The sequence below is a fragment of the Ruficoccus sp. ZRK36 genome, assembly GCF_019603315.1.
GTDB lineage: Bacteria > Verrucomicrobiota > Verrucomicrobiia > Opitutales > Cerasicoccaceae > Ruficoccus.
Window position 1 is genome coordinate 1044435 of record NZ_CP080649.1, and the last position, 21225, is coordinate 1065659.

Here is a 21225-nt window from a genome sequence, read left to right on the forward strand (position 1 = left end):
TTTCATGACGGCGTGGGGAGGAGTTCTTTTTTTATAAGGCCTCGGCAATCTCTGCCGGTGATTCGTCGCAGAGGATGTAGATGGGCTCGCCGGTTACGGTGATTGTGCTGCCGGGCTGTTGGGGCAGCGGGTTGCCCATGAGGTCATGAGCGGTGCCGGGGGTCTGTAGGGACGCGCTTGTTTCGTTTTCGGTCCAGGCGATGATCAGCGTTTTTCCATCTCTCCGGTTAAAGAGGTAGAGGCGCAGGTCGCCGCCGTTGAGGACGATCTCGCGCTCGAAGGTGCCGCCGTCGAGCATCCGCACGAGAATAGCCTGAGCTATCGCGAGCGGGCGTGGAGTGTTTGTGAGCTCCATCGTGCTGACGCGGCCCGAGACACGCGGGAGGGATGCCGCGTTGAGCGGGACATGCGCGTAGTAGTACTGCCGCATTATACCCATGCTGAGGCGGACAACGCTCGCCTGTACGTGGCCGATGGCGGCCCTGCGGCCAGGTGCGGTATCGGTGATTTCCGGAGCCTCCGGAAACTCGTACTGAACGCCGCGCAGGACGGAGCCGCCGCTGATGCCGCCCTCGGACATGACGAGCGGGATGCTGTCCACATCCTCGACGCCACCATCCTCGGCGAGCATCTGGCGCAGGTTGTCGATGGTCTCGCGTATTTCCTGCGGTTGAGTGTCGGCAGAGCGGTAGTCATGCCAGGCGACACCGTCGCAGGCTTCCATGATGCCCGCGCGCAGGGCGGTGCGCGCCCACTCGCCACGCGGGGCGAACTGCGCGAAGACCGTGATCTCCGGATCCGTCGCCTTGGCAGAAGCGTAAACGACGCGCGCCAGCGAAACATACTGCTCGGGGCTGCCGCTCCAAAAGCGCGGGACGTAGGGCTCGTTCCAGATTTCCCATTCGCGGATTTCTGGAAAGGCTCGGATGGAACGCTCGACGTAGCGGGCAAGTGCGTCCTGATTTCCGGGGACCCAGCCTTTGGGGTAGCCGGTGGTTTTTCGCGGTAGGCGGTCGCCATCCGTCTGAGCCGCCCAGTAGGGGGTGGCAAACCACTGACCGTAGTGCCGGTAGCCGAGATCGAGGTAGCGCTGGTAGCGCCGTTTATCGACGGTCCATGCGCCGGGCTCGGGCTCCATGTTTGTCCACCAGGTGAACTGTGACATGTTGTGGACACGGTTACTGGCGAAGCCGAGTTGGTGGCCGACTTCAGCCATGCCCGCGTTAGCGTTAATGTGACCGCCGAAGAAGTCGTGGCGGGGCGGCACACCCGGTTGCAGGCAACCAAACGTAGTGATGTCGCGCGTTACGGTACGCTCGCCAACCCGGGTCGCTACCTCGACGCGGTAGAAGCCGGTACGCGCGGCGGTAAAGCTGAGCGGCGTGCTGAAGGTGTCATACGCGGGAAGGTCAATCTGCTTCGGGCCCCAGGTCGCGACTTCCTGATCGTGAAAGTCGAGCAAGCGGGCAGACATGGTAGCAGTGATGTCCTGCTGAGTGTCGTTGCGCACTTCGAGGTCAAAGGAGAATGCTTCACCGGGGGCGATGATCGAGTCGGTAAAATGCCGGTAGACGAGCTGTGCCTTGGCGGGCCAGCTCTCCCAGCGCCAATCGCGTTTCAGTGTATGCAGCGCTTGGGCGGCTTTCTCAGGTTGAGTGGCGAGCGTTCGGATTTCCTCTTCGCTGAGGACGCGGTCCCAGACGGTGAGCTCGTCGTATGCGCCCGGAATTGCCCCGGCTTCGATCTCGCGTCCGTGATCACCTTTGCGCATGAGGGAGCTTTCCGCTTGGGCGGCGAGCTCTCCGTTGAGGTAGATTGCGCGGGTGTTGCGTGAGGCATCCCAGACCAGCACGAGATGCGTCCAGCGCGCCGGAGGAATCTGCTTCCAGGGGATACGGCAGCCGTAGCTCCATTGAAAGTCCTCGTCGGGGAGGCTGTCCCCGGTCATGAAGGTGAGCTGACCGGCAGGCGGCAGCACGGTGAGGTTAAAGTTACCGGGGAGCAGGCGAAGCAGGTCGGCCGGCCCGTCTGTGGGCGGGAGAAAGTCCGCGTCTGTACGAACCCACAGAGAGAGGGTGCCGCGGCTTTGTTTGAAGTTACCGTTGCAGTAGAAGCGGAAGGGTTGGCCGTGGGTCTGGGTGGCGTTACCTACGCGGCCCACCGTGCTTGAGCCGGGGTTGGCGATGTCGTCTTCGCCGCGGGCGAAGTTCGCCTGCTGCGTAGTGTCATCAAAGGACGCGTAGAAGATGGCTCCTTCGGCGATGGCGCTGGGGGCCGTATCCGCAAAGGCAGAACTGATCGCAGCGAGGACAGCCGTCATGAGCAGGGTAGGGAGTAACCTCATGGCTGAGCTCATCTATATACGCCCTCGTTTCCTATGCGTCCCATGATGCCGCATTGATTTGTACGACGGATAATAGCGATTTTACTTTTGATTCTACCGATGTGAAATATAGTCATTGATAGATATGGGCTTCTTAATTCCTATCGTTATTCTAGTAGTTTTTATAGCTATAGTAATTGAACCCCATCGCTTGATCCGAAAAGTAGATTTTCATGATGGATGGATTAGAGTTCATTTCTATGTAGGAGGCAGTACCTTGAAGGCCGAAGATGTTGATTCATTTAAATTCATAGGCCTAGGTGATTTGATTTATGAACTTCCGTTCCTAACACGGTTTACTGTAAGAAATAAACTGAAGACGCTTAATACAGATTTTTTGCTTATTAAGACGAAAAATAGATTCTTTGGCCAGTTTTGGGTTTTTTCGGAAAGTACGGGTGACATATCTCAGGCCTTGAAGCTTGAGTCGGTGTCTTGAGGAATTGTGTTTTAGTCGGGTAAATCGCCGGTGAAACTGACGGCGAAGAATTCCTACCGGCAGGGGATTGTTGGCAGCAGTCATGGAAAGCCTGGTCGTGACGGTAAACCGGACTCCTATCAGTTAACGCGCTTCTCGCCTTCGAGCAGGGCCTGGAGCTGAGGGTTTTCGCGGACCCATTCCTGGCACTCCTGGAGGTGGTTGATCATCTGCAGGGGGGAGTCTGGAGAGCGGCTGAGGACGGCGATACCATGGGGCATGAAGCGCAGGTACCAGCCGCGCCCATCGATCAGGACTGTCACCTCGGAGCAATCCTCCGGGTACTCCAGCTCGACGTTCGCGGGGTCTTCTTCCTCGACGGTGTCGATGAGGTCCTCGATGCGATAGCTGGCCTCCAGGGTGATGCGGACCTCATCAAAATGCCGAAAGAGTATCGCCTGCAGGCCGGTGTCGCGCAGGGCCTCGGGGTTGTGGATATTCGTGATCTGATACTCGATCGAGTAGGCCTGCCGGTCATCCTCGTCGTGGGCGTAGGTGATGGTCAGGTCAAAGTCCTTGGTGGAGATGAGCGCGTGGGCTCCCTCGCAGGCGTAGTTGAGCTCCTTGCGCTTGTAGTGGAAGTTCTTCTTGAGCTGGTCACGCAGGGCATCAGCCTCTGCGGTGATGTCTTCGGCAGCGATGCGCGCGACAAACTCCCGCGTACGCTCATTGACGGAGTCGGGGATGCGGTGCACGCCTTTGCGGAAGCCGCTGAGGTCGCGCACCCTTCCGCCGGCCCGGCCAAAGAGATCGATGCTCCGAAGTTTCATGCCGTCAGGTTATGGAGCTAGGCAGGCCGGGGACAATCCTGTTTGTGGGGCTGCGCCTTTTGTCTCTCAACAGTTTCAGTGATTTATAAGTCCTCGGGGCTTGCTCAGGGGGGCGAATTAGGGCTAGCTTGTTATCAAACGACCCGCTTACACGGGCCAGCCAGGAGCAAGACCACTGTTTTACGTCTGGAAATCACGATAACGCCTCGGACGCCAACTCCTTCCCGAGAAGTTCCCATCCGACACGAACCGTTCTACCCCCTGCATGAGCCTTGAATCAGAGCCCGAACCTGAACCTCCTCATTTGACGGCTACGTCGCCGTTCGCACCGCCTTTCCGCTACGGTCTTTCCTTTGGCGCCAGTAACGCCTTTACCTGGATGATCGCTCTGGGCACCCCGATGGTGCTGCTGTGTGAGCAGCTCGGGGCGACGACGTTTCAGGTCGGTCTGGCCTACGCCTCTGTCTTTCTGCTGCTGCCGGTGCAGGTGCTGGCTACGGGCCTGCTGCCCTACCTCGGCTACCAGCGGCAGATGATGTTGGCCTGGGGGCTGCGCTCCATATTTTTGTTTATACCGCTGGGCCTCGCCCTGAGCCGCCCGGATGACCCGCCGCCCTGGATGGCCATGCTCATGGTGGCCAGTATTATCCTGTTCAGCCTGTTTCGGGCGATGGGCAGCGCGCTGTTTTTCCCCTGGATGTATCAACTGCTGCCGATGGGGCTACGCGGGCGCTACTATACGACAGAGCAGGCGCTGACGGGGATTGCCGGGTGCCTGACCATGCTGCTGTCGGCCGGGCTGATGGCTCTGCTCTCGCCCTGGACGGCCTTTGCGCTGCTCTATGTGCTGGCCTTGCTGGGCTCGGCTGGCTCGGTCTTTTTCATATCCCGCCTGCCCCACGTCGAGGTGAAGCAACGTTTTGACCTGCGACTGATGGCACGGGAAATTCCCCGGCTGTGCCTGCGTCCGGGGAAGTTCCGCCAGTACATGTGGCTGGTTCTGTCGGTCGCTGCGGTCGGTAACGCCTTTGCCCCATTTACGACGTACTACCTGCGCGTGCATGCAGAACTCTCCGATGGCCGCATCCTGGTCTTTATGGCCGTGCAGGTCGTGGGAAGTGTGCTGGGGGCACTGCTGCTGCGTAACTTTATCGATGGTCTGTGTGCGCGACCGGTCTTCAAGCTGTTCCTGATACTACAGGCGCTGGTCTTTACCTACTGGCTGCTTCTGGTGCATGGTGGTTCCGGCTGGCTGGACTGGCTGCCGGTGGCGTACTTTGTGGTGGGCTTTGGTGCTGCGCTGAATATGCAGGGAAATTTGAAGTACTCGCCCCAGCTCAGTAACGACGCTCAACGCGCGCTGGTGCTGGCTATTCACAGCTCCGTCGTGGGCTTTCTCGGAGGGCTGGCGCCTATCCTGTGGGGGTGGTTCCTGAAGGAGCCCGGCCCGCCCGCCCGCATGAATATCGAGCACTTCAGCTACTACCTGATCGCCTCAATCGTCATGATGGTGGTGCTTTTCCCGTTTTTTGGGAGGCTCAAGGAGTCTGCGCCGCAGCCGCTGCCTGCGTTTGACAGCAGCAGCGTGCTTCGGCCTTTCCGCTGGGTCGCGGTCTCCATCAATCTCGTGCCGCGTGGCAACGGCCATGACGAAGATGACCCGAAGCCCGCGGCAGAAACAGCGGAAAAGTAGCGCTGTACCGAAGGTGCAGACCCCGACAGGCCCCATCCAGCCGGAGCCGCATGCGAACGCTCCAGCTGGCGTGTCATGTGCGGCTACGCACCCAGAACGACGTCCACGGTGACGGCTTTTTTATCCTGTACCGGGATGAGGCTGCCCTCGATGGGCTGCCCGTCGACGCGGATTTCGAGCAGCTTGCCGCGCGGGGCTTTCTGCTCGAAGCGGAAGAGGTAGCGCGTCCCGCGGAAGCTGCGCTGGAACTGGCAATGCTCCCAGTCCGGCGGCAGGCACGGGTCCACGCGCAGGCCTTCCCACTCGGCGCGGATGCCGAAGACGTGGCAGGTCAGGGCGTAGTAGAACCAACCGGCGGTGCCGGTGCCCCAGCTCTGGCCGGTCGTGCCGTAGCGGTAGGAGTCCTTGATGGTGAAATAGCTGTTGCAGAACACGTAGGGCTCGCAGGGCTTGCGCTCCTCGGAGTCGGTGAAGGGCAGCATGGTCTTCAGGGCGAAGGCCACCTGATCGTGGCGCTTGAGTCGGGCGTCAGCAGCCAGCTTAAAGGCGCAGGCGTGCAGGTAAACCCCTCCGTTCTCATGGGTGCCAGCGGTCTTCTCGCTCATGGCACCGATGCGCGAGTCGGGCTGCGGATAGGGATTGAGGACCGATGCTGTGCCTAGCGGGGTGGTCAGGTGGCGATCAGCCGCGTCCATGGCCTTTGCGCCGCGATCACCCTTGGCGATGCCGGTATAGACCGACCAGGCCTGCGGTAGTAAAAAGAGGGTGCCGAGCTCGTTCTCCGAGCCGCCGAGCCAGCCGCCGTCATCATGACAGGCGCGCAGATACCACTCGCCATCCCAGGTCTGCTGGTCGATGAGGTCCGCCATGTCGTCGGCCCATTTTTCGGCCTGGCGGGCGTCCTCATCCTTCCCGCAGAGGCGGGCCAGCTCTGCAAACTGTCGGCAGGCACCGGCCCAGGCCATGCTCAGCCAAACGCTTTCGCCCTGGCCCTTGGAGCCGATGCGGTTGAGGCAGTCGTTCCAGTCGCCGGAGCGAATCTTCATCAGTCCGTGCGGTCCACGGTCCGTGTCGTAGTAGGAGACGGAGCGCTTGACGTGCTCGTAGAGTGTGCCGGGGCTGCCGTCGTTGAAGGGGATGGGCGTCTCCAGCAGGGCCTTGTCACCGGCCTCCATGATGAGGCGGTTAACGGTGTAGGCGATCCAGACGTGATTATCGGAAAAGTCGTGGTCGAGGATCTTGCCGTCGAGCCAGGTGCGCGGGGCGTAGCCGCTGGCGTATTGAAATGCCAATACGCGGGCAACTTCGCGCAGGGCATCCTCGGGACACAGGAGCGCAAGCGCGCCGATGTCCTGCATCTGGTCGCGGAAACCATTATGGCGGACGCGGGCCCAGCGTGCACCGAGGGTGAGCTGGCGCTTGAGCCAGGGGTTGAAGAAATCGTTCAGGAGCGGGTCGGGCGTCTCGATGGTGTCGGAGCCGAGCTGCTTTTCGATCCGGGTGCGGGCCGCCTGGACTTCGCGCTCCGGGGCACCTGCGCTAAAGAGGCGTTCGCGTAACGCGCGGATTTCGTCAAGGCTGACGACACCGCCGGCCAGGACGTTAACGGTTTTTGTCTCGCCGGGGGCGAGGGTGATACGGGACTGCAGGGCGCAGCAGCTCTTTTCCATTTCCGAGGCGGTGTTAGAGCAACTGCCCAGGGCAACAGCATCCGGACTCTCGACGGTTCCCCGACCCATAAAGCCATTTTCGGCCGCGTCGTAACTGAGCACGGACTGGTCGATGGTCATGAATACCTTGACCGCGTCCGCACCCTGGTAGGGTTGGTGCTTACTCAGGCAAACCGTGTCCAGCTCCGGGTGAAAGCTCCCGTGTCCGGGATAGTAGATCTGCGGACGGTAGGTGCCGTCGAAGGCCGTACCCATGTAGGCAAACAGGTCCAGCTCGCGCGGGCTGTTACTCTGGTTTTCCAGTGCGATGCTCCAGCACTCGCAGGGGCCTTCGTTGGGGATGAACCAGCCGAAGACCGAGTGGATGCCGTGTGAGGTGCTCTCGATCTCGGTGTAGCCCAGGCCGTGGCGACATTGGGCCCCTTCGTAGGCGGAGCAGGGGAGGGCGTTGAGGTTCCAGTGCTCACCGGTGCTGCTGTCGCGCAGGTAGACCCGGCGGTCTCCGGCCACATGAAAGCGGTGGCCCTTGCCGTCCTGCACGAGGCTTTCGCCCTGCCCGTTCTGGGCGAAGAGGCCGACGATGGAGTCGTTCCACGCATAGTTATACCAGTCGCGCGGAGTGCGCAGGTTGGTGATGGCGAACTCCTGGCGGGAGGGGTCAAAGTGTCCGAAGGTGGGCTTGGTCATGGGTGTTCGTATTGGGTCAAAGGGTTGTTTGCAGGGGTAGAGTTATTGATCGCGTTCGGAAGGGATGCCAATGGGGCAGCATGAAAGGATGGCGATTGAGCGGTGGTTCGCAAAGCTAAGCTTAGTCACACAGTCAAGCCGGTCTTGCCGTCGCTGATTTTAAATGATTCCGCGGGCTGAATAACCTCCACCTCTGCCCCTACAAATACGTCACTGCGCTGGTCGGATCGGTATTGATTTTCAGAAGGGAGAAGTTCATGCTCGCTGCATCGTACATTTAGCAAGGCCCCATGCTGTCCCAACGGCCGGGGGCCTTCTCTTTTAACCCTACCCTGATATGAGCGATTACTTCAAGACGACCCCGACCAGTGATGGTTTCTTTGGCGAATTCGGCGGCAGCTTTATCCCGCCGGAGCTGCAGTCCGAGATGGACAAGATCACCGATGCGTACTTTCGCATCTGTAAGTCTCACGACTTCATCACGGAGCTGCGGAGCATCCGCAAGCACTTCCAGGGGCGCCCCACGCCGGTCTATTATTGCCGCCGCCTCTCCGAGCAGCTGGGGGCGGGCCTCTACCTCAAGCGTGAGGACCTCAACCACACCGGTGCCCATAAGCTGAACCACTGCATGGGCGAGGCTCTGCTGGCCAAGTACATGGGTAAAAAGCGTCTCATCGCCGAGACCGGAGCCGGGCAGCACGGGGTCGCGCTGGCCACGGCAGCCGCGTATTTCGGGCTCGAGTGTGAGATCCATATGGGCGAGGTAGACATCGCCAAGGAGCACCCGAATGTGGTGCGCATGAAGATCCTCGGGGCCGAGGTCGTGCCGGTCTCCCATGGCCTGAAAACGCTGAAAGAGGCGGTCGATTCGGCCTTCCAGTCCTACCTGAAGGACCCGGTGAACACCATCTACTGCATCGGCTCGGTGGTGGGGCCGCACCCCTTCCCGATGCTTGTGCGCGACTTCCAGCGCGTGGTCGGTATTGAGGCACGGGAACAGTTTGAGGAGATGACCGGCGAGCTGCCTGACAATGTCGTGGCCTGCGTAGGTGGAGGTAGTAACGCCATGGGCATCTTCTCGGCCTTCCTGGGCGACAGCTGTGATATCTACGGCGTCGAGCCCTCGGGGCGTTCCTATGAGACGGGCGAGCACGCCTGCTCGATGAAGTTCGGGACCCCGGGCGTCATCCATGGTTTTAAGTGCATGATGCTCCAGGACGAAAAGGGCGAGCCGGGGCCGGTATACTCGGTGGCCAGCGGGCTGGACTACCCCGGCGTGGGGCCTGAGCACTGCATGCTCGGCCAGCAGGGGCGCGTCAACTATGTCGATGCTAACGACAAGGACGCGATCGACGCCTTTTACCGGCTCAGCCGGCAGGAGGGGATCATCCCGGCGCTGGAGAGCGCGCACGCGGTGGCCTACGCCTTCAGGCTGGCCGAGGAAAAGCCGCGCCAGTCGATCCTGGTGAACCTCAGCGGACGCGGTGACAAGGACATCGACTTCGTGGTGGACAACTACGGCCTGCCGGAGGACGAGTAAGCGAGTACGAGCGGGAGTTGCCACCTCGCGTTTTCTGTAGCAGCAAGGAACGACCTTGCGGGGGAGTTTCTGTGCCTGCTTGGCCGCTTGATCGAGTCGAACGGTTTCGATGTCAGGCTCATTGCGTGTGCAATGACGATGGATACTGATGGGGTAAGTCGCATCATCCTGATGAGCCGATGGCTCGAGGGGAGTGGTGTCGATATCCTTAACCCAGTAACCCCTCGATATTGCCATGAAAAACGTCTTTTCCTTGTCGCTGGCTGCGGCCGCTCTATTCGTCGCGGCATCTGCTGCTAATGCAGCCGTCCTTGTCCACTACACGGACAACTCGACGCAGACGCCGATCAACAGCGAGTACACGATTAATCCGGTTACTCCGCATGCGCCTTTTGCCTACTCTGGCAGCGAGACATGGTGGACGCGCGCCAATGGTGAGGGACTCTCTGTGAATCCAACGGGCACCGCCGCCGAGAAGGAAACCGCTACGATTGCTGCGAACAGCTACGTGGAGTTTGGCCTCAATGCGGTAGAGGGCTACCAGATCGATATCGACTCGGTGAGCTTCTATGTGACAGCCCAGAGCCCAGTCAGTGGCACAGGTCCTACTGCGGCGATGACGGTTACGGTCTTTCTGCGGAGCAGTCTGGATGACTATACGGACACGCTGGTAAGCACCTCTATCGAGATTCCCGCACGCCCGGACGAGGGAGACTTCGTTTCCGATAACATTACTGCGACCGCTAATGAACTCTCCACTGCGTACAGCACGATTTCCGGTACGGTTGATTTTCGGGCCTATGTTTACATCGAAACGGCGGAGACAAGCTCACTCCAGGTCGTGCGTTTAGACAAGTTTACGATCAATGGTGAGACCTCGGTTATTCCTGAGGCTTCGAGTATGGGATTGTTCGGTGGTGTCTTTGCTCTGGCCGTGCTTTTGCTCTTTCGTCGCCGCTCTTAAGGGCGGCGTGGAAGAGGCTGTTTGAGCCGGTCGATTTTTGTTCAATTGGGAGTTTCGATAGTCTGAACGTGTTCGTTGAAGAAGGCTTTGCGGCACGACTGAAGATGGGAAATACCCTCAGCACACGACTGAGAGAAAGCGGGCGATCTCGATTTTATGCGAGGTTGCCCTTTAACCCATCAACCCCTCGAAATTACCATGAGAAAGATCTTCTCCTTGCCGTTGGCTGCAGCCGCCCTGTTTACCCTTTCATCGACCGCCAGTGCTGACGTTCTGGTTTTCTATACCGATGACACGACGCAGACCCCGATCAACAATGAGTACACGATCAACCCGATCGCTCCGCATGCGCCTTTCCAGTACTCGGCCAGCAAGAGCTGGTGGAGCCGCGCGACGGATTCTGGCTTCCCGGTGAACCCGGCTCCGAGCGGTACCATCGCAGAGAAACAGACCGCCACCGTCACGGCAAATAGCTATGTCGAGTTTGGCCTGAATGCGGTGGAGGGGTACCAGATCTCTATCGACCAGGTTGATATACTCGTGCAGCCACAGAGTCTTACGGGTACGGATGCACCCGCCACAGAGCCGATGACCTTGACGGTCTTTCTGCGTAGCAGCCTGGATAATTATGAAAGCACTCTGGCGGTGATTTCGTCTTCAATCCCTGGGCGCGAAGTTGGTGGGGCAGTCGTGACCAACCCGGTTACCCTGACTGCCGATGCTCTGCCGACTGAGTTTAACACGATCTCCGGTACGGTTAATTTCCGGGCGTATGCCTATATCGAGACCGAGGAGTCGAGCTTCTATCAGGTCGCCCGTCTGGATAATATCGAGATCAACGGGACGACCTCGGCTATTCCTGAGTCCGCGACCGTGGGCCTGTTCGGTGGAGTCTTTGCGCTGGCAGTGCTTTTGCTTGCCCGTCGCCGCCGCTAGGCTGTGAATCATCAGGCGGCTAGGGCCGCTATTACTTTCAGGCTGCTTTGACATATTGCAAAGCAGCCTTTTTCTTGTTTGAAAATCGAACGTGTTCGATCTCATGCCTCTTGTTCCCATATGGGACTGGAAGCTAGGATACGTGATAGCCTCGCGCTCATAACGTGACGGCACTTTGTCAGCCATGCCCCACCCGACACCTACCCCCACGCTCAGGGATATTTCCCAGCAAACCGGCTATGCGGTCTCTACCGTTTCGCTGGCGCTGCGTAATGATCCATGCGTGAAGCCGGAGACGGCGCAGCGCATCCAGCAGGTGGCGGGCGAGCTGGGATATCATCCGAATCCGTTGGTCTCTGTGCTCATGCGGCAGGTCCGTGATAAGCGCACCCGCCACGAGCGTATCGCGGTCCTGAGCTGCTTTAGCGAGTCGGTCCACCGCAACAGCCATCTCGACCCTTACTACCGGATGATCCATGAGGCGATCGAAGAGCGCGCGAGGGAGCGCGGCTACGGTCTGGATGAGTTTTACCTCGGGGATGGTATGTACTCAGATACGCGCATCGAAAACATTTTAGAGGCCCGGGGTATTCTTGGGGTCTTGCTATGCCCCGGCCACGACGACCCGGGTGAGTTCGGGCATTATCCGACCTTGAGCTCTCCACATCTGGCCACGGTTCTGGTCGGTCTGAATGCCTTCCAGCAGAACCTGCACCACGCCGTTACTGACTACTACTACAATATCGACTACGCCCTGCAGCGTGCTTTGGACGGAGGCTGCAAGCGGATTGGTCTAGTGCTCGACAAGTCAAAAGACATCGTCACGAACTGTGCCTGGGTGTCGCGCTATCTATACTTTCAGCAGAGCATCCCAGCGAAGCAACGGGTGCCGCTTCTGCGCCCGCTCACCTTGGCTCAGCTGCGCCAGGACGTACCCGCATGGTATAAAAAGAACCGGCCGGATGTGATCCTGACGGCGGGCTTGCCTGCTTTTCGTGCGCTGGAGGAGGCGGGTATCCGAATGCCCGAAGAGGTGCGGGCCATTAACCTGTCGAAACGAGATAATACCCGTATGGCGGGTATCGACCCTCACTCAGAGCTGCTGGGAAAGCTCGGAGTGGACCTGCTCGTGCAGCTGCTCCAGGCCAACCAATTCGGCCCCCCTCAGTACCCGCAGACCATTTCTGTCAAGGGCACCTGGGTGCCGGGAGAAACCTTTCCTGAGCCTGAGTCTGCTCCTGCGAGGCCCTAGCGCTCATTGCCTATTCATCCGTATACTTTAACCATGCCCAATACACTCGTTACCATCGCTAAACATTTGCCGCTGGCTGCGCTCATCCTGAGCGTGACGACCGGCATGTCTCCTGCCCCGTCGGAGAGCGACTCCGCGCCGAACAGCTCGGACTATGTCGCATCTTCGACACCCGAAAAGAAAGGGACGGAGGCTCTACCGTCTATTCCCGCAGATGCTCCTGCTGACGAGGGGATCGAATCCTTTAAGGCGGGCAACCCCGCGGACTTAAAGCCCAGCCGTGAGCTGCTGCTGATGGCTAAAAGCGATCCGTCTTTGAAGGAAAAATGTTCGGCCCTGATCGGTCGTGCACGCGAGAGCCTGGAGAAACCATTGATGGTGCGTGCCTACAGTCTGGATGAGCTCCGCGCTGTGACGCGGCTGCACTGGGATGAGCGTTACGACACCGCCGACGAGTCTTTTCGCGAGACCTTTGCGCTGGGGCGTTCGGACTGGATGATGGCCCCTCAGACCTACAACGACTGCGTTATGTTTGCCAGCGCCTACGTGCTCAGTGGCGAGCAGGTTTTTCTCGATCGCGTACTGGCACAGCTTGAGGAGAGCTCCACCTGGGAGCCACTGCAGCGCTCCGGCTGGAACTCCTATGCCCGTAAGGCACCCCCTACAGCTGAGGGTGATGGGGTCTGGCTGACAACCGGCCGCATGCTGAGTACCTTTACGGATACGCTGAACATGCTGGCCGAGGAGGATGTGCCGCCTGAGCTGCGTGCACGTATCAAGACGCTCATGCAGAACGAGGTGGAGCGGATCGTCGACGATTTTAAAAGCAACCGCCCCTGGTATGTGCGGGCACACGCTATCCACTCCAACCAGTGGGCACTGCCGCTGGCCGGGCTGGTTAACGCCACAGTCTACCTCGGGCGGGACAAGTACCCCGAGGAGTATGAGTATGGTGTCGAAGGCTTGATACAGACGCTGGATGCACAGGGTGAGAAGGGCGAGTTTATCGAGGGCGTTGTTTACTCGGTGGCCACCATCGGTGAAATCCTGAGTGCGGCCTACAACTCTGCGCTCGATGGTGACCGGCGCTTGATCGATCATCCCTTCCTGAAAAATTATCCCGTCTGGCTCGCCAATCAGATCCAACCCGGCGAGTACATCGTGAACCCTTTCGATAACGGATTTGGCACACGCTATTCGCTTCGCCGATTCATTAACATGTTCTCACGGATGGCCGTGATGATCGGCAGCCCGCAGGCGATCTGGGTGCGCAACCACTTTCCGGAGTGTCCGGACAGCTCGCTGTTCGGGATGCTCTCCCTGGCACTGCCAGCGTCCGAGGGGATTGCTCCGCCGCTCTACAACGAGTTTCCTAAAAATGCCACGGTTGTCTGGCGTGACAGTTGGGATAAAGAGGCCTCTGGTTTTTGGATGCGTGGGGGCAGCCCGGCTGATTTCCATGATCACATGGATCGCGGCCATGTGAGCTTTATCGTGGAGGGGCGCGCGATCCTGATTGAGGCGGGTGCCGGGCGCTACGGTAATCCCAACTACCTGCGCGACTACCGCTCGATCATGGGGCACAATGTGCTCCAGGTCGGCGAGGTGGATATGGAGTCTGTCACGAAGGAGCAGCTATTCGCGGCAGGCCAGCCACGGGAAGAAGCGCACCGTGTGGCGCCGCTCGACATTGCCTGGCTGGATGAGGAGGGTGGTTGTATCACCGCGGACATGAGCACCGTTTACCCGGCGGCAAAGGAGTGGGTGCGTACGGTCGAATGGGATACGCATAATCTGGAGGCCGTGGACGAGGTTGTATTGGAAAATCCTGACACCGTGATCTTCCGCTGGCACCTGGGGGCGCCCGCCAAGGATGTGCGCTCGCGCTATGGCCCTACGCTCCCGAAGGCGGACCTCACCCTCGAGGATGGTGTCCTCAAGGGTGAGGGCTACACGCTGAGCTTCGAGGCAGACCAACCTGTGACAGCGGAGATCGTGGCTGCGCCGGACTATACGCTCTGGTTCTCCAGTGAGCACTACTGCCTGGTCATTCGCTCAAAGGAGCCGGTTGCATCGCTCAATTTGACTACGCGTATTGAAGTCGAGCCGGGCGCATCGGGCCATCATTAGATGCTCGTTCGCAGGTGTACATTTCAGCCCGGGGGGTGTCCCCTCCGGGCTTTTTTATGTTCAAATTTCAGGATGCTGACTCGCATGTGCGCATGGCGATGCTCTTGGCTGCTGCGGGTTCAGGAGGTAGTTTGTTCTTATTCTGTCGTGCACGTCGTACTCCTGTCGGTACTTGTACTTTCAACTCCAACCCCAACCGAAACCCTGTTATGAATAATCATCTAAAATGCCTCGTCGCTTTGAGCGGCCTGCTGGCTGCTACCGGTACCCTGTCAGCCGCTAACTTGTTTTTCGACAACTTTGATTCCTATCCTGCTGGTGACGCTATCCCCGCCGGGACAGGCCAAAACTGGTCAGAGGTCAAAACCTCGGTATCCTTTACGGCCGAAACGGATTCCTCCCATATTTTCTCCGAGAGCAGCAACCAGTACGCACTCATGCAAGCGACAGCGGCGACGACGAATGTCTACGTCGCCAGCAAGTACTTCTCGGGTACGCTGACCGGGGAGGTGAGCATGAAGTTTTACGATAACTCGGAGGATGCGTTTGCCGGTAATGGGTGGTCACTGCGAATCGGTAACAGCGGTGGCAACAGTGGCACGGCCTTTGGGGTGTTTATTGAAAACGGACAAATCATCCGGAGTGCTAACACATCCGTCAGCTCCGGAGGCGGTACCATCACGAGTTACAGCTTTGATACCGTCAACGATCTCAATATTGTCTTTAACAATTCTGAGGACGTACTGACTTACTCCGGGGGTAGTGTCGCCTCTGGGAAGATGGACGTGTACCTCAACGGTGTCCTGGTCGGTAACGATCTGGATGGCTGCGGTGAAAGCAATATCGCTGATACCGAGGTGGAAGCTACGATCCGTGTTATTAACTTTACTGCGAAGGTCGGTACTGAAAACCCGTTTACGAGCACGCTATATCTGGACGAAATTTCGGTCGATAGCGAGGCATCGATCCCCGAGCCTGCCGAGAGCGGGATCTGCATCGGCCTCGGCATCCTCGCGCTGGCCTGGCTGCGCCGCCGCTTCCTGCGGAAGTAAACGCGCCAGAGTAGAAGGCTATTCTCCTCCCTTTGGGTATCAATTAACTTAACGGGCTGCCGCGCCTGCGGCATCGGTTAAGGTTTGGAGTCCGTCCGGCGTTTATGACGCCGGGCGGTTTTCCGCGATTAGTCCTCTGTGATCGGTACGAAGTCGACGTGCCAGTCAAAGTACAGATGGAGGCGCTCGGTGCCGAAGAGAGGCTCCGGGATGAGGTTCGCAGCCCAACCAGCATTGGGGTTGGTGACGTTGGCGGCATCGGCGGCGTACATGGCAGTGGTATCGGCGGCCTCATTTGACAGGAGAACGGTGCCAAACTTTTGCGGCGGGGTGCCTTCACCGACTTCCTGTGTGGTGCTGCGGTATCCCCAGGGGTTTCGATTGGCCGAGCCGATCTTTACCCGCTGGGTGATGAAATAGCAGGGTGTGCCGTTGGCGATACGCATTTCCTCGAAGAGGGGACAGGTCAGCTGGGGAATCTGGTAGGATGTACCGGTTTCCGGCTCGGGCAGCCCCAGGTAGGAATACAAATGATAACCGAGCGAGCGGTTGTCGTTACCGTAGTAGCCGTTAGTGGTGGACCAGAGAGGACCGGGCAGGTAGCCATCGTTGTCTTGTGAATACAACTGGATGGCGGTTGCCACCTCCCGCAGGCCACTCATGGCGATCGTCTTCTGCGATGAGATATAGGCCTTTTGGGTGACCGTGAAGATGAGCGTACCCAAGATCGCCAGCACGGAAATGACGACAAGCATCTCGATGAGTGAAAAGCCCGCTCGGGTAGTGCCAGTGCTGGCAGACTGATGTTGAACTGTTCTCATGGGGTAAATGATGGTTTGGTTAGTCTGTAAAGGGTTAGGAGTCAGAAGGTGTCGGACTGATGCTAATGCTGATGCAGGCGCTTTTGACCGGATTGACGAGGTAAATGCCGAGGCGCTTGGCTACGGCTTTCTCGGGACGGTAGAAGCCGTAGACACCGTCTTGCGCAAAGGCGAAGGGCTGCCCCTGCGTGTCGATGGTGACGTACAGCGATACCCCTTTATCGGTCACTTTTACGGTAGCGTTATCGAGAATCTCGAATGTGCCACGTGTGATCAGGGCGGTGGAAAAGTTCTGCGGTTGTGAGTAGGTCACGCAGTCGGTCAGGGTGATTGCGCCGGAGCCGCTTTTACCGGGCCGCTCATAGCGCATCGTGCGGATGAGCTGATCCAGGTCGGGGGCTCGGTAGGCCTCGGTCAGGTCCACCGTGATCGTGTCGGTCTGGTCGCCGCGTACAGCACTAATGACTTCCCCGCTGGCCTCGGGGCCGGACTTCTGCATGCGATTGGCGACGAGCGGCACAGGGTGACCGTAGGAGTTGTTCAGCGCGACATCGTAGCGCTGGGGGCTGAAGGACTTGGCCGTGTAGCGCTCCATGCCGGGGTCGAGCAGCACGGGTACGCCTTTGTAGACGATGACGTAGCTGCCGATGTCATTGTGGTTATGGGATTCGCCGTTGTTGCTGATGCGCATCGCCATGCTCATGGCGGGGGCATCGGTCTGGCCGGGACGGAAGATGTACAGCTCGCTCTCCGGGAACCAGGTACGCAGGGCCGGGTCGTCGGTGATGCTGGCCTGGGCGTTAAACCCTTCCACCGGCTCGGTGTCTTCTCCGAAGCTGCGGACAATTAGCGAATAAGCCTGAGCGCCGAGCGGGTGGGTAGAGCCGGTTTCGATTTGTCCAAATTGAGCGGGATCGTTACCGGGGAGGCCGTAGCGCAGGGCCGAGAAATTGAGGAGGCTCTGGCTGGGTTTTCCGTTCGCAGACTGGTCGCCAAAGGCTCCGTAGACGCGGTCGGAGATTTCCAGACTGATGGGTGCCTGGCTGATGCGGAAGACCTTTTCATCGTCGAGCAGGTCGATGGCTCCGCCGGTGGAGCGGCGGATGATCTCGCTGGCGTACAGGAAGTGGGAAAAACCGTAACTCCAGTAGCCGACGCCTTCCTCGCTGACACCCTCCTCGGTGAAGCTGCCGATATAGCGGCCCAGGATCACCTCGGCGTCTGCGATAAACTCGGCCCGTACCATCGGGTCCAGATCCAGCGTCAGCGCTGCACCGGTGACCGCGCCGCCGCAGACGGCGGTCCAGTTGTTGGGCTTGGTCATCCAGCCGGGTACTTTTCCGGTGCGGATAGCGTTCAGGTAGGGATTGAGGACACGGCGCTCGATCTCGGTCTTGGTGCGGGCGCGCAGATCGCTCGGGAGCTCATCGGCGAGCCAGTAGTCAATGGTGGCCAGCGTCCATGCCAGCTGGCAGGAAGCGAGCTCGACCACGAATTTTTTCCCCTCAAAGACGTCCATGGTCTTACCGTGCGCGGGAACGCTCCAGCTGCCCTGGTCGAGGATGGCGGTCAGGTTTTCCTCAATGGCAGGGAGGAAGCGGCCCTTGTACTCCAGCGCTTCACCCAGCGCGAGGTCGCGCAGGCGGTTGTAGCGGGAGCTGGAGGCATTCTGATAGGCGACACGGTCACCTGTCTTATCGTACTGCTGCCACAGCTCTGCCGTGAGCGGTACGATGGGAGATTTAAGAGCTTTTTCCGCCTTGGCGATCAGGTCTTTGGCTTGCGGCTGAGCAGCGAACTTATCCCAGACCTGGCGGTCACTGGCCGGAGCACCCACGCCGACTGGTTCCTTTGTCAGCAGCTTGGCGATCTTCTCGATTTCAGCACGCTTGGGGGCTGGCGGGGGAGGTAGCCGCTTGTGCTGGCGGTTGGGCTTGGAGCCGTTCTCGTCACCGAGGGCGGGCAGGTAGGCAGGCGCTTCAAACTCGGCCACTTCGAGTGCCGTTTGCTGCGTTTCCGTGCTCTGGGCAACCGGGGTGACGGGAGCTGAATCGGGAGACTCAAGGGTATCCTTGGTGCAACCGGAGAGGACTCCGAGGGTGGCCAGGGCCGTGGCGAAAAGCTTGGGGGAAAGGCGTGTCATGAATGTAGAAAGGTAAGTCGTTTATTTGCTCTGAGTCGGCAGGGGCCACTGCTCATTGAGCTGGGCAAGGAGCTGAGCCTGGACGTCGGCGTAAGCCGGGTCGCCAGCGAGGTTTTTGATCTCGGGCTCGGGCAGGGAGTAGTCGTACAGCTCGATGGCGAGAACCTCGCCCGTGTGGGCATCCCACCAGCGGTTCAGCCGGTAGTCACCACTGCGGAGGCTGCGGCCCTCGATGGAGCCGTCCCAGTTCATGGCGGCGTTTTTACCGCCCTTGCTGCGCAGGACTTCCGTGTAGGCGTAGTCCTTACCGGAGGCACCCTTGTTGGTCATGAGCGGGAGCAGGCTCTTGCCTTCCAGCTGCGGGGGGTGGGGCAGCTCGAGGAAGTCGAGTACTGTCGGGTAGATGTCGAGCAGCTCGACCGGCTGGTCGATGCGCAGGGGCAGGGCCTTGTCGCCGGGCATGTAAATAATGAGCGGGACGGCGCAGGTGGTTTCAAAGAGGGCCGACTTGTCCCACTGTCCGTTTTCACCCACATGGAAGCCATGGTCGGCGCTGAAGATGACCAGCGTATCGTCGTCCAGGTTGAGCTCTTTGAGCGTGTCCATCACCTTACCGACAAGCGCATCCACATAGGTGGCCGAGGCGTAGTGCCCGAGCAGTTGGTCGTAGTCACGCTCATAGTTTTTATCGCCGGGCTTGGGGGAGGCGGTGCGATGGCTCTTAAGGGCCAACTCGGGCGCGTCCTCGGGGTATCCGCCGGGGCCGGGGAAGGACAACTCTTTATCCGCGTACATGTCGAAGTACTTCTTCGGGGCGGTAAAGGGGCGGTGTGGGCGCTGATACCCGATATAGAGGAAGAAGGGCTCGTCCTTGAGCTCGTGAATGACCTCGATGGCGCGATCGGTTACACGGCCATCGGGGTAGGCATTGTCGGGGACATCGGCAGCCTCGGTCAGCGGCCCTCTGTTAAACCAGCCGCGTTTGCCTGCTTTGGAGTTTTTAATGAAGATCTCGCTGTTTTCGGGCAGGGCGTATTGCTCGGGGCCTTTGGCCTCGCCAAGGTCATCGCGGGACCATGAGGCGGGATCGTGCGGGCCGTAGGTCTTTCCCAGTCCGATCGAGGTGTACCCAAACTGCTGCACGTACTGCGGAAGGGTCTGTACGTCCGGGTGGTAGTTCCGGAAATAGGAGCGACGGTAGTTGTTGTCGCGGGGGCCGGCTTCGTCGGGGCGCATGCCGGTCATGATGCTGGCCCGCGAAGGGGTGCAGATCGTGGCCTGCGCGTAGGCGTGCTCAAAGAGAGCGCCTTCGGAGGCAAGGTTGTCGAGGTTGGGGGAGATAACATCCCCGCCATAGCACTCCAGGCGTGGGCTAAGGTCGTCGGCGAGGACGAAGATGACGTTCTTGGCTGATGCACTCTGGGAACCCAGAGCACAGGCCAGGGCGAGCGTGGCGAAACGCGGAAAATTTTTCATGGGGTTGGTTAGCGGGATAAGCCGTGTGTGTGTCAATGCCCGTAAAATATATCGCATAAAGCCAACCCGCATCAATTGAAGGGAGGCTACATACTTATGAAACCGCTTTTGATGCGGGTTCGGGAGGGAGTTTTCCCTGTTCCTAAGCCTTGGGCTTGATGGTTGGACCCTCTCGCCAGGTACCCTCGATTTGGAGCATACGCCGGATCGGTGGGGCCCCAAACTCACGGCGCCTGATGGTGCCCACTAGGACATCGACGGCGGCTTCTCCGATATAGCGGGAGTTTTCCCTGACGCCGGCAAAGTGCGATTCGCTGCCGCGTGAGGCAAAAGTGGCGATGCCGATATCTTTCGGGCAGTCCACGCCTATTTCCCTGAGGGTGGCTTCGATGAAGGTGCTGCTTTCCATCATGACCGCCAGCGCATCCGGGCGGTGCTTTTGGAACCACTCGTGGAGGCGGGCTTTCTGGTCGGGCTCAGTGGAGAGCAGGCGCAGGGTGGGGATCGGCTCCTGCCAGCCTCTGACGTTGATGGTCATCTCTACCCCGTGGGCCCAGAGGTGAAAGTTCAGCTTGTCCAGCTCGTCCGGGGTCATGACGAGGACGGCTGCGATGCGCCGATAACCTCGTGCGTACAGATGGCGTGTGACGAGGGTGCCGTTGTGGTAGTGGTTGGGGCTGACCGAGTGGAAGCTCGGCTCCGTCACCGACCAGCCGAAGGTAACGGCCGCGAAATGACTCCAGTCGAGCTTGAGGGCTGGCCCGGGGATAAGAAGAGGGGGGAGGATTACGCCCTCGATCCCGCGATTGTAGAGAATGTCTGACAGGCGATGCTGGTCGCGTGCTGTCATGTCCACCTCGAAGCTTTCCAGCTTGTAGCCATGGAGCAGGGCCTGTCGCTGGGCTCCCACCAGATAGAGGTTCCAGACGGAGTCTTGAAAATAGCTCAGCTCGTACACCTTGGGGTCGTTGAGCCAGGCGAGGGTGCCGTGGTAAGACTTTTCCCGGAGGTTATCGCGATAGGAGGCCAGAGCGGTCAGCATCGGGTCCTTGCGGTAGCCCAGCTTGCGCGCGGTTTTCAGGACCAGCAGGCGTGTTTTCTTGTTTACGCGGGGGTCGTCACGGAGGGCCAGGCTCACGGTGGACTGGTTTAGCCCGGTGGCTACGGCAATGTCTTTTTGGGTAACGAGTGAGGCCATGCGTGTGAATACGGGTGAGTGCCAGCGCGTCG

At 59.5% G+C, this 21225-nt stretch carries 14 protein-coding genes; 7 read left to right on the forward strand and 7 right to left on the reverse strand.

Features of this window, described 5'->3' with window-relative positions; genetic code table 11:
• Window positions 1-31 precede the first annotated feature (31 nt).
• A complete protein-coding gene (locus K0V07_RS04585) occupies window positions 32-2344 on the reverse strand; it encodes a LamG domain-containing protein (protein WP_220623360.1) in 2313 nt (770 codons plus the stop codon).
• 597 nt (window positions 2345-2941) lie between these two features.
• Window positions 2942-3631, reverse strand: a complete 690-nt coding sequence (locus K0V07_RS04590) for a hypothetical protein (RefSeq protein ID WP_220623361.1) — start codon at window positions 3629-3631, stop codon at window positions 2942-2944.
• Window positions 3632-3896: 265 nt separating this feature from the next.
• On the opposite strand from K0V07_RS04590, the gene K0V07_RS04595 reads away from it, so the two are divergent.
• Window positions 3897-5324, forward strand: coding sequence for an MFS transporter (locus K0V07_RS04595; RefSeq protein WP_220623362.1), 1428 nt, complete (start codon window positions 3897-3899; stop codon window positions 5322-5324).
• Between the two features lie 83 nt (window positions 5325-5407).
• On the opposite strand, the gene K0V07_RS04600 is transcribed toward K0V07_RS04595, so the two are convergent.
• Window positions 5408-7681 carry a hypothetical protein gene (locus tag K0V07_RS04600; protein WP_220623363.1) on the reverse strand — a complete coding sequence of 758 codons (2274 nt, stop codon included), beginning with the start codon at window positions 7679-7681 and terminating at the stop codon, window positions 5408-5410.
• A 337-nt stretch (window positions 7682-8018) separates the two neighbouring features.
• Here K0V07_RS04600 and trpB point away from each other — a divergent pair, with 337 nt between their 5' ends.
• From trpB to K0V07_RS04630, 6 genes are all read left to right on the forward strand, one after another.
• The gene (trpB, locus tag K0V07_RS04605) at window positions 8019-9221 is read left to right on the forward strand and encodes a tryptophan synthase subunit beta (RefSeq protein ID WP_220623364.1); all 1203 of its coding nucleotides are present in this window, start codon (window positions 8019-8021) and stop codon (window positions 9219-9221) included.
• Between the two features lie 235 nt (window positions 9222-9456).
• Window positions 9457-10185: a hypothetical protein gene (locus tag K0V07_RS04610; protein WP_220623365.1), complete on the forward strand. Its 729-nt coding sequence runs from the start codon at window positions 9457-9459 to the stop codon at window positions 10183-10185.
• Between the two features lie 198 nt (window positions 10186-10383).
• The gene (locus K0V07_RS04615; protein ID WP_220623366.1) at window positions 10384-11121 is read left to right on the forward strand and encodes a hypothetical protein; all 738 of its coding nucleotides are present in this window, start codon (window positions 10384-10386) and stop codon (window positions 11119-11121) included.
• Window positions 11122-11305: 184 nt separating this feature from the next.
• Window positions 11306-12373, forward strand: a complete 1068-nt coding sequence (locus tag K0V07_RS04620) for a LacI family DNA-binding transcriptional regulator (RefSeq protein ID WP_220623367.1) — start codon at window positions 11306-11308, stop codon at window positions 12371-12373.
• Window positions 12374-12406: 33 nt separating this feature from the next.
• Window positions 12407-14503 (forward strand): heparinase II/III family protein, encoded by a 2097-nt coding sequence (locus K0V07_RS04625; RefSeq protein WP_220623368.1) that lies wholly within the window; start codon window positions 12407-12409, stop codon window positions 14501-14503.
• A gap of 209 nt (window positions 14504-14712) precedes the next feature.
• A complete protein-coding gene (locus K0V07_RS04630; RefSeq protein WP_220623369.1) occupies window positions 14713-15555 on the forward strand; it encodes a hypothetical protein in 843 nt (280 codons plus the stop codon).
• 128 nt (window positions 15556-15683) lie between these two features.
• Here the strand turns inward: K0V07_RS04630 and K0V07_RS04635 are convergent, their stop codons facing one another.
• The 4 genes from K0V07_RS04635 to K0V07_RS04650 all read right to left on the reverse strand — a co-directional run bounded on the left by K0V07_RS04635 (window position 15684) and on the right by K0V07_RS04650 (window position 21193).
• Window positions 15684-16376, reverse strand: a complete 693-nt coding sequence (locus tag K0V07_RS04635) for a type II secretion system protein (RefSeq protein WP_220623370.1) — start codon at window positions 16374-16376, stop codon at window positions 15684-15686.
• A gap of 34 nt (window positions 16377-16410) precedes the next feature.
• Complete coding sequence (locus K0V07_RS04640) at window positions 16411-18519, reverse strand: heparinase II/III family protein (RefSeq protein ID WP_220623371.1); 2109 nt, start codon at window positions 18517-18519, stop codon at window positions 16411-16413.
• Between the two features lie 21 nt (window positions 18520-18540).
• Window positions 18541-19995 carry a sulfatase gene (locus K0V07_RS04645; RefSeq protein WP_220623372.1) on the reverse strand — a complete coding sequence of 485 codons (1455 nt, stop codon included), beginning with the start codon at window positions 19993-19995 and terminating at the stop codon, window positions 18541-18543.
• A 142-nt stretch (window positions 19996-20137) separates the two neighbouring features.
• Window positions 20138-21193, reverse strand: a complete 1056-nt coding sequence (locus K0V07_RS04650) for a LacI family DNA-binding transcriptional regulator (RefSeq protein WP_220623373.1) — start codon at window positions 21191-21193, stop codon at window positions 20138-20140.
• Window positions 21194-21225: the final 32 nt, after the last annotated feature.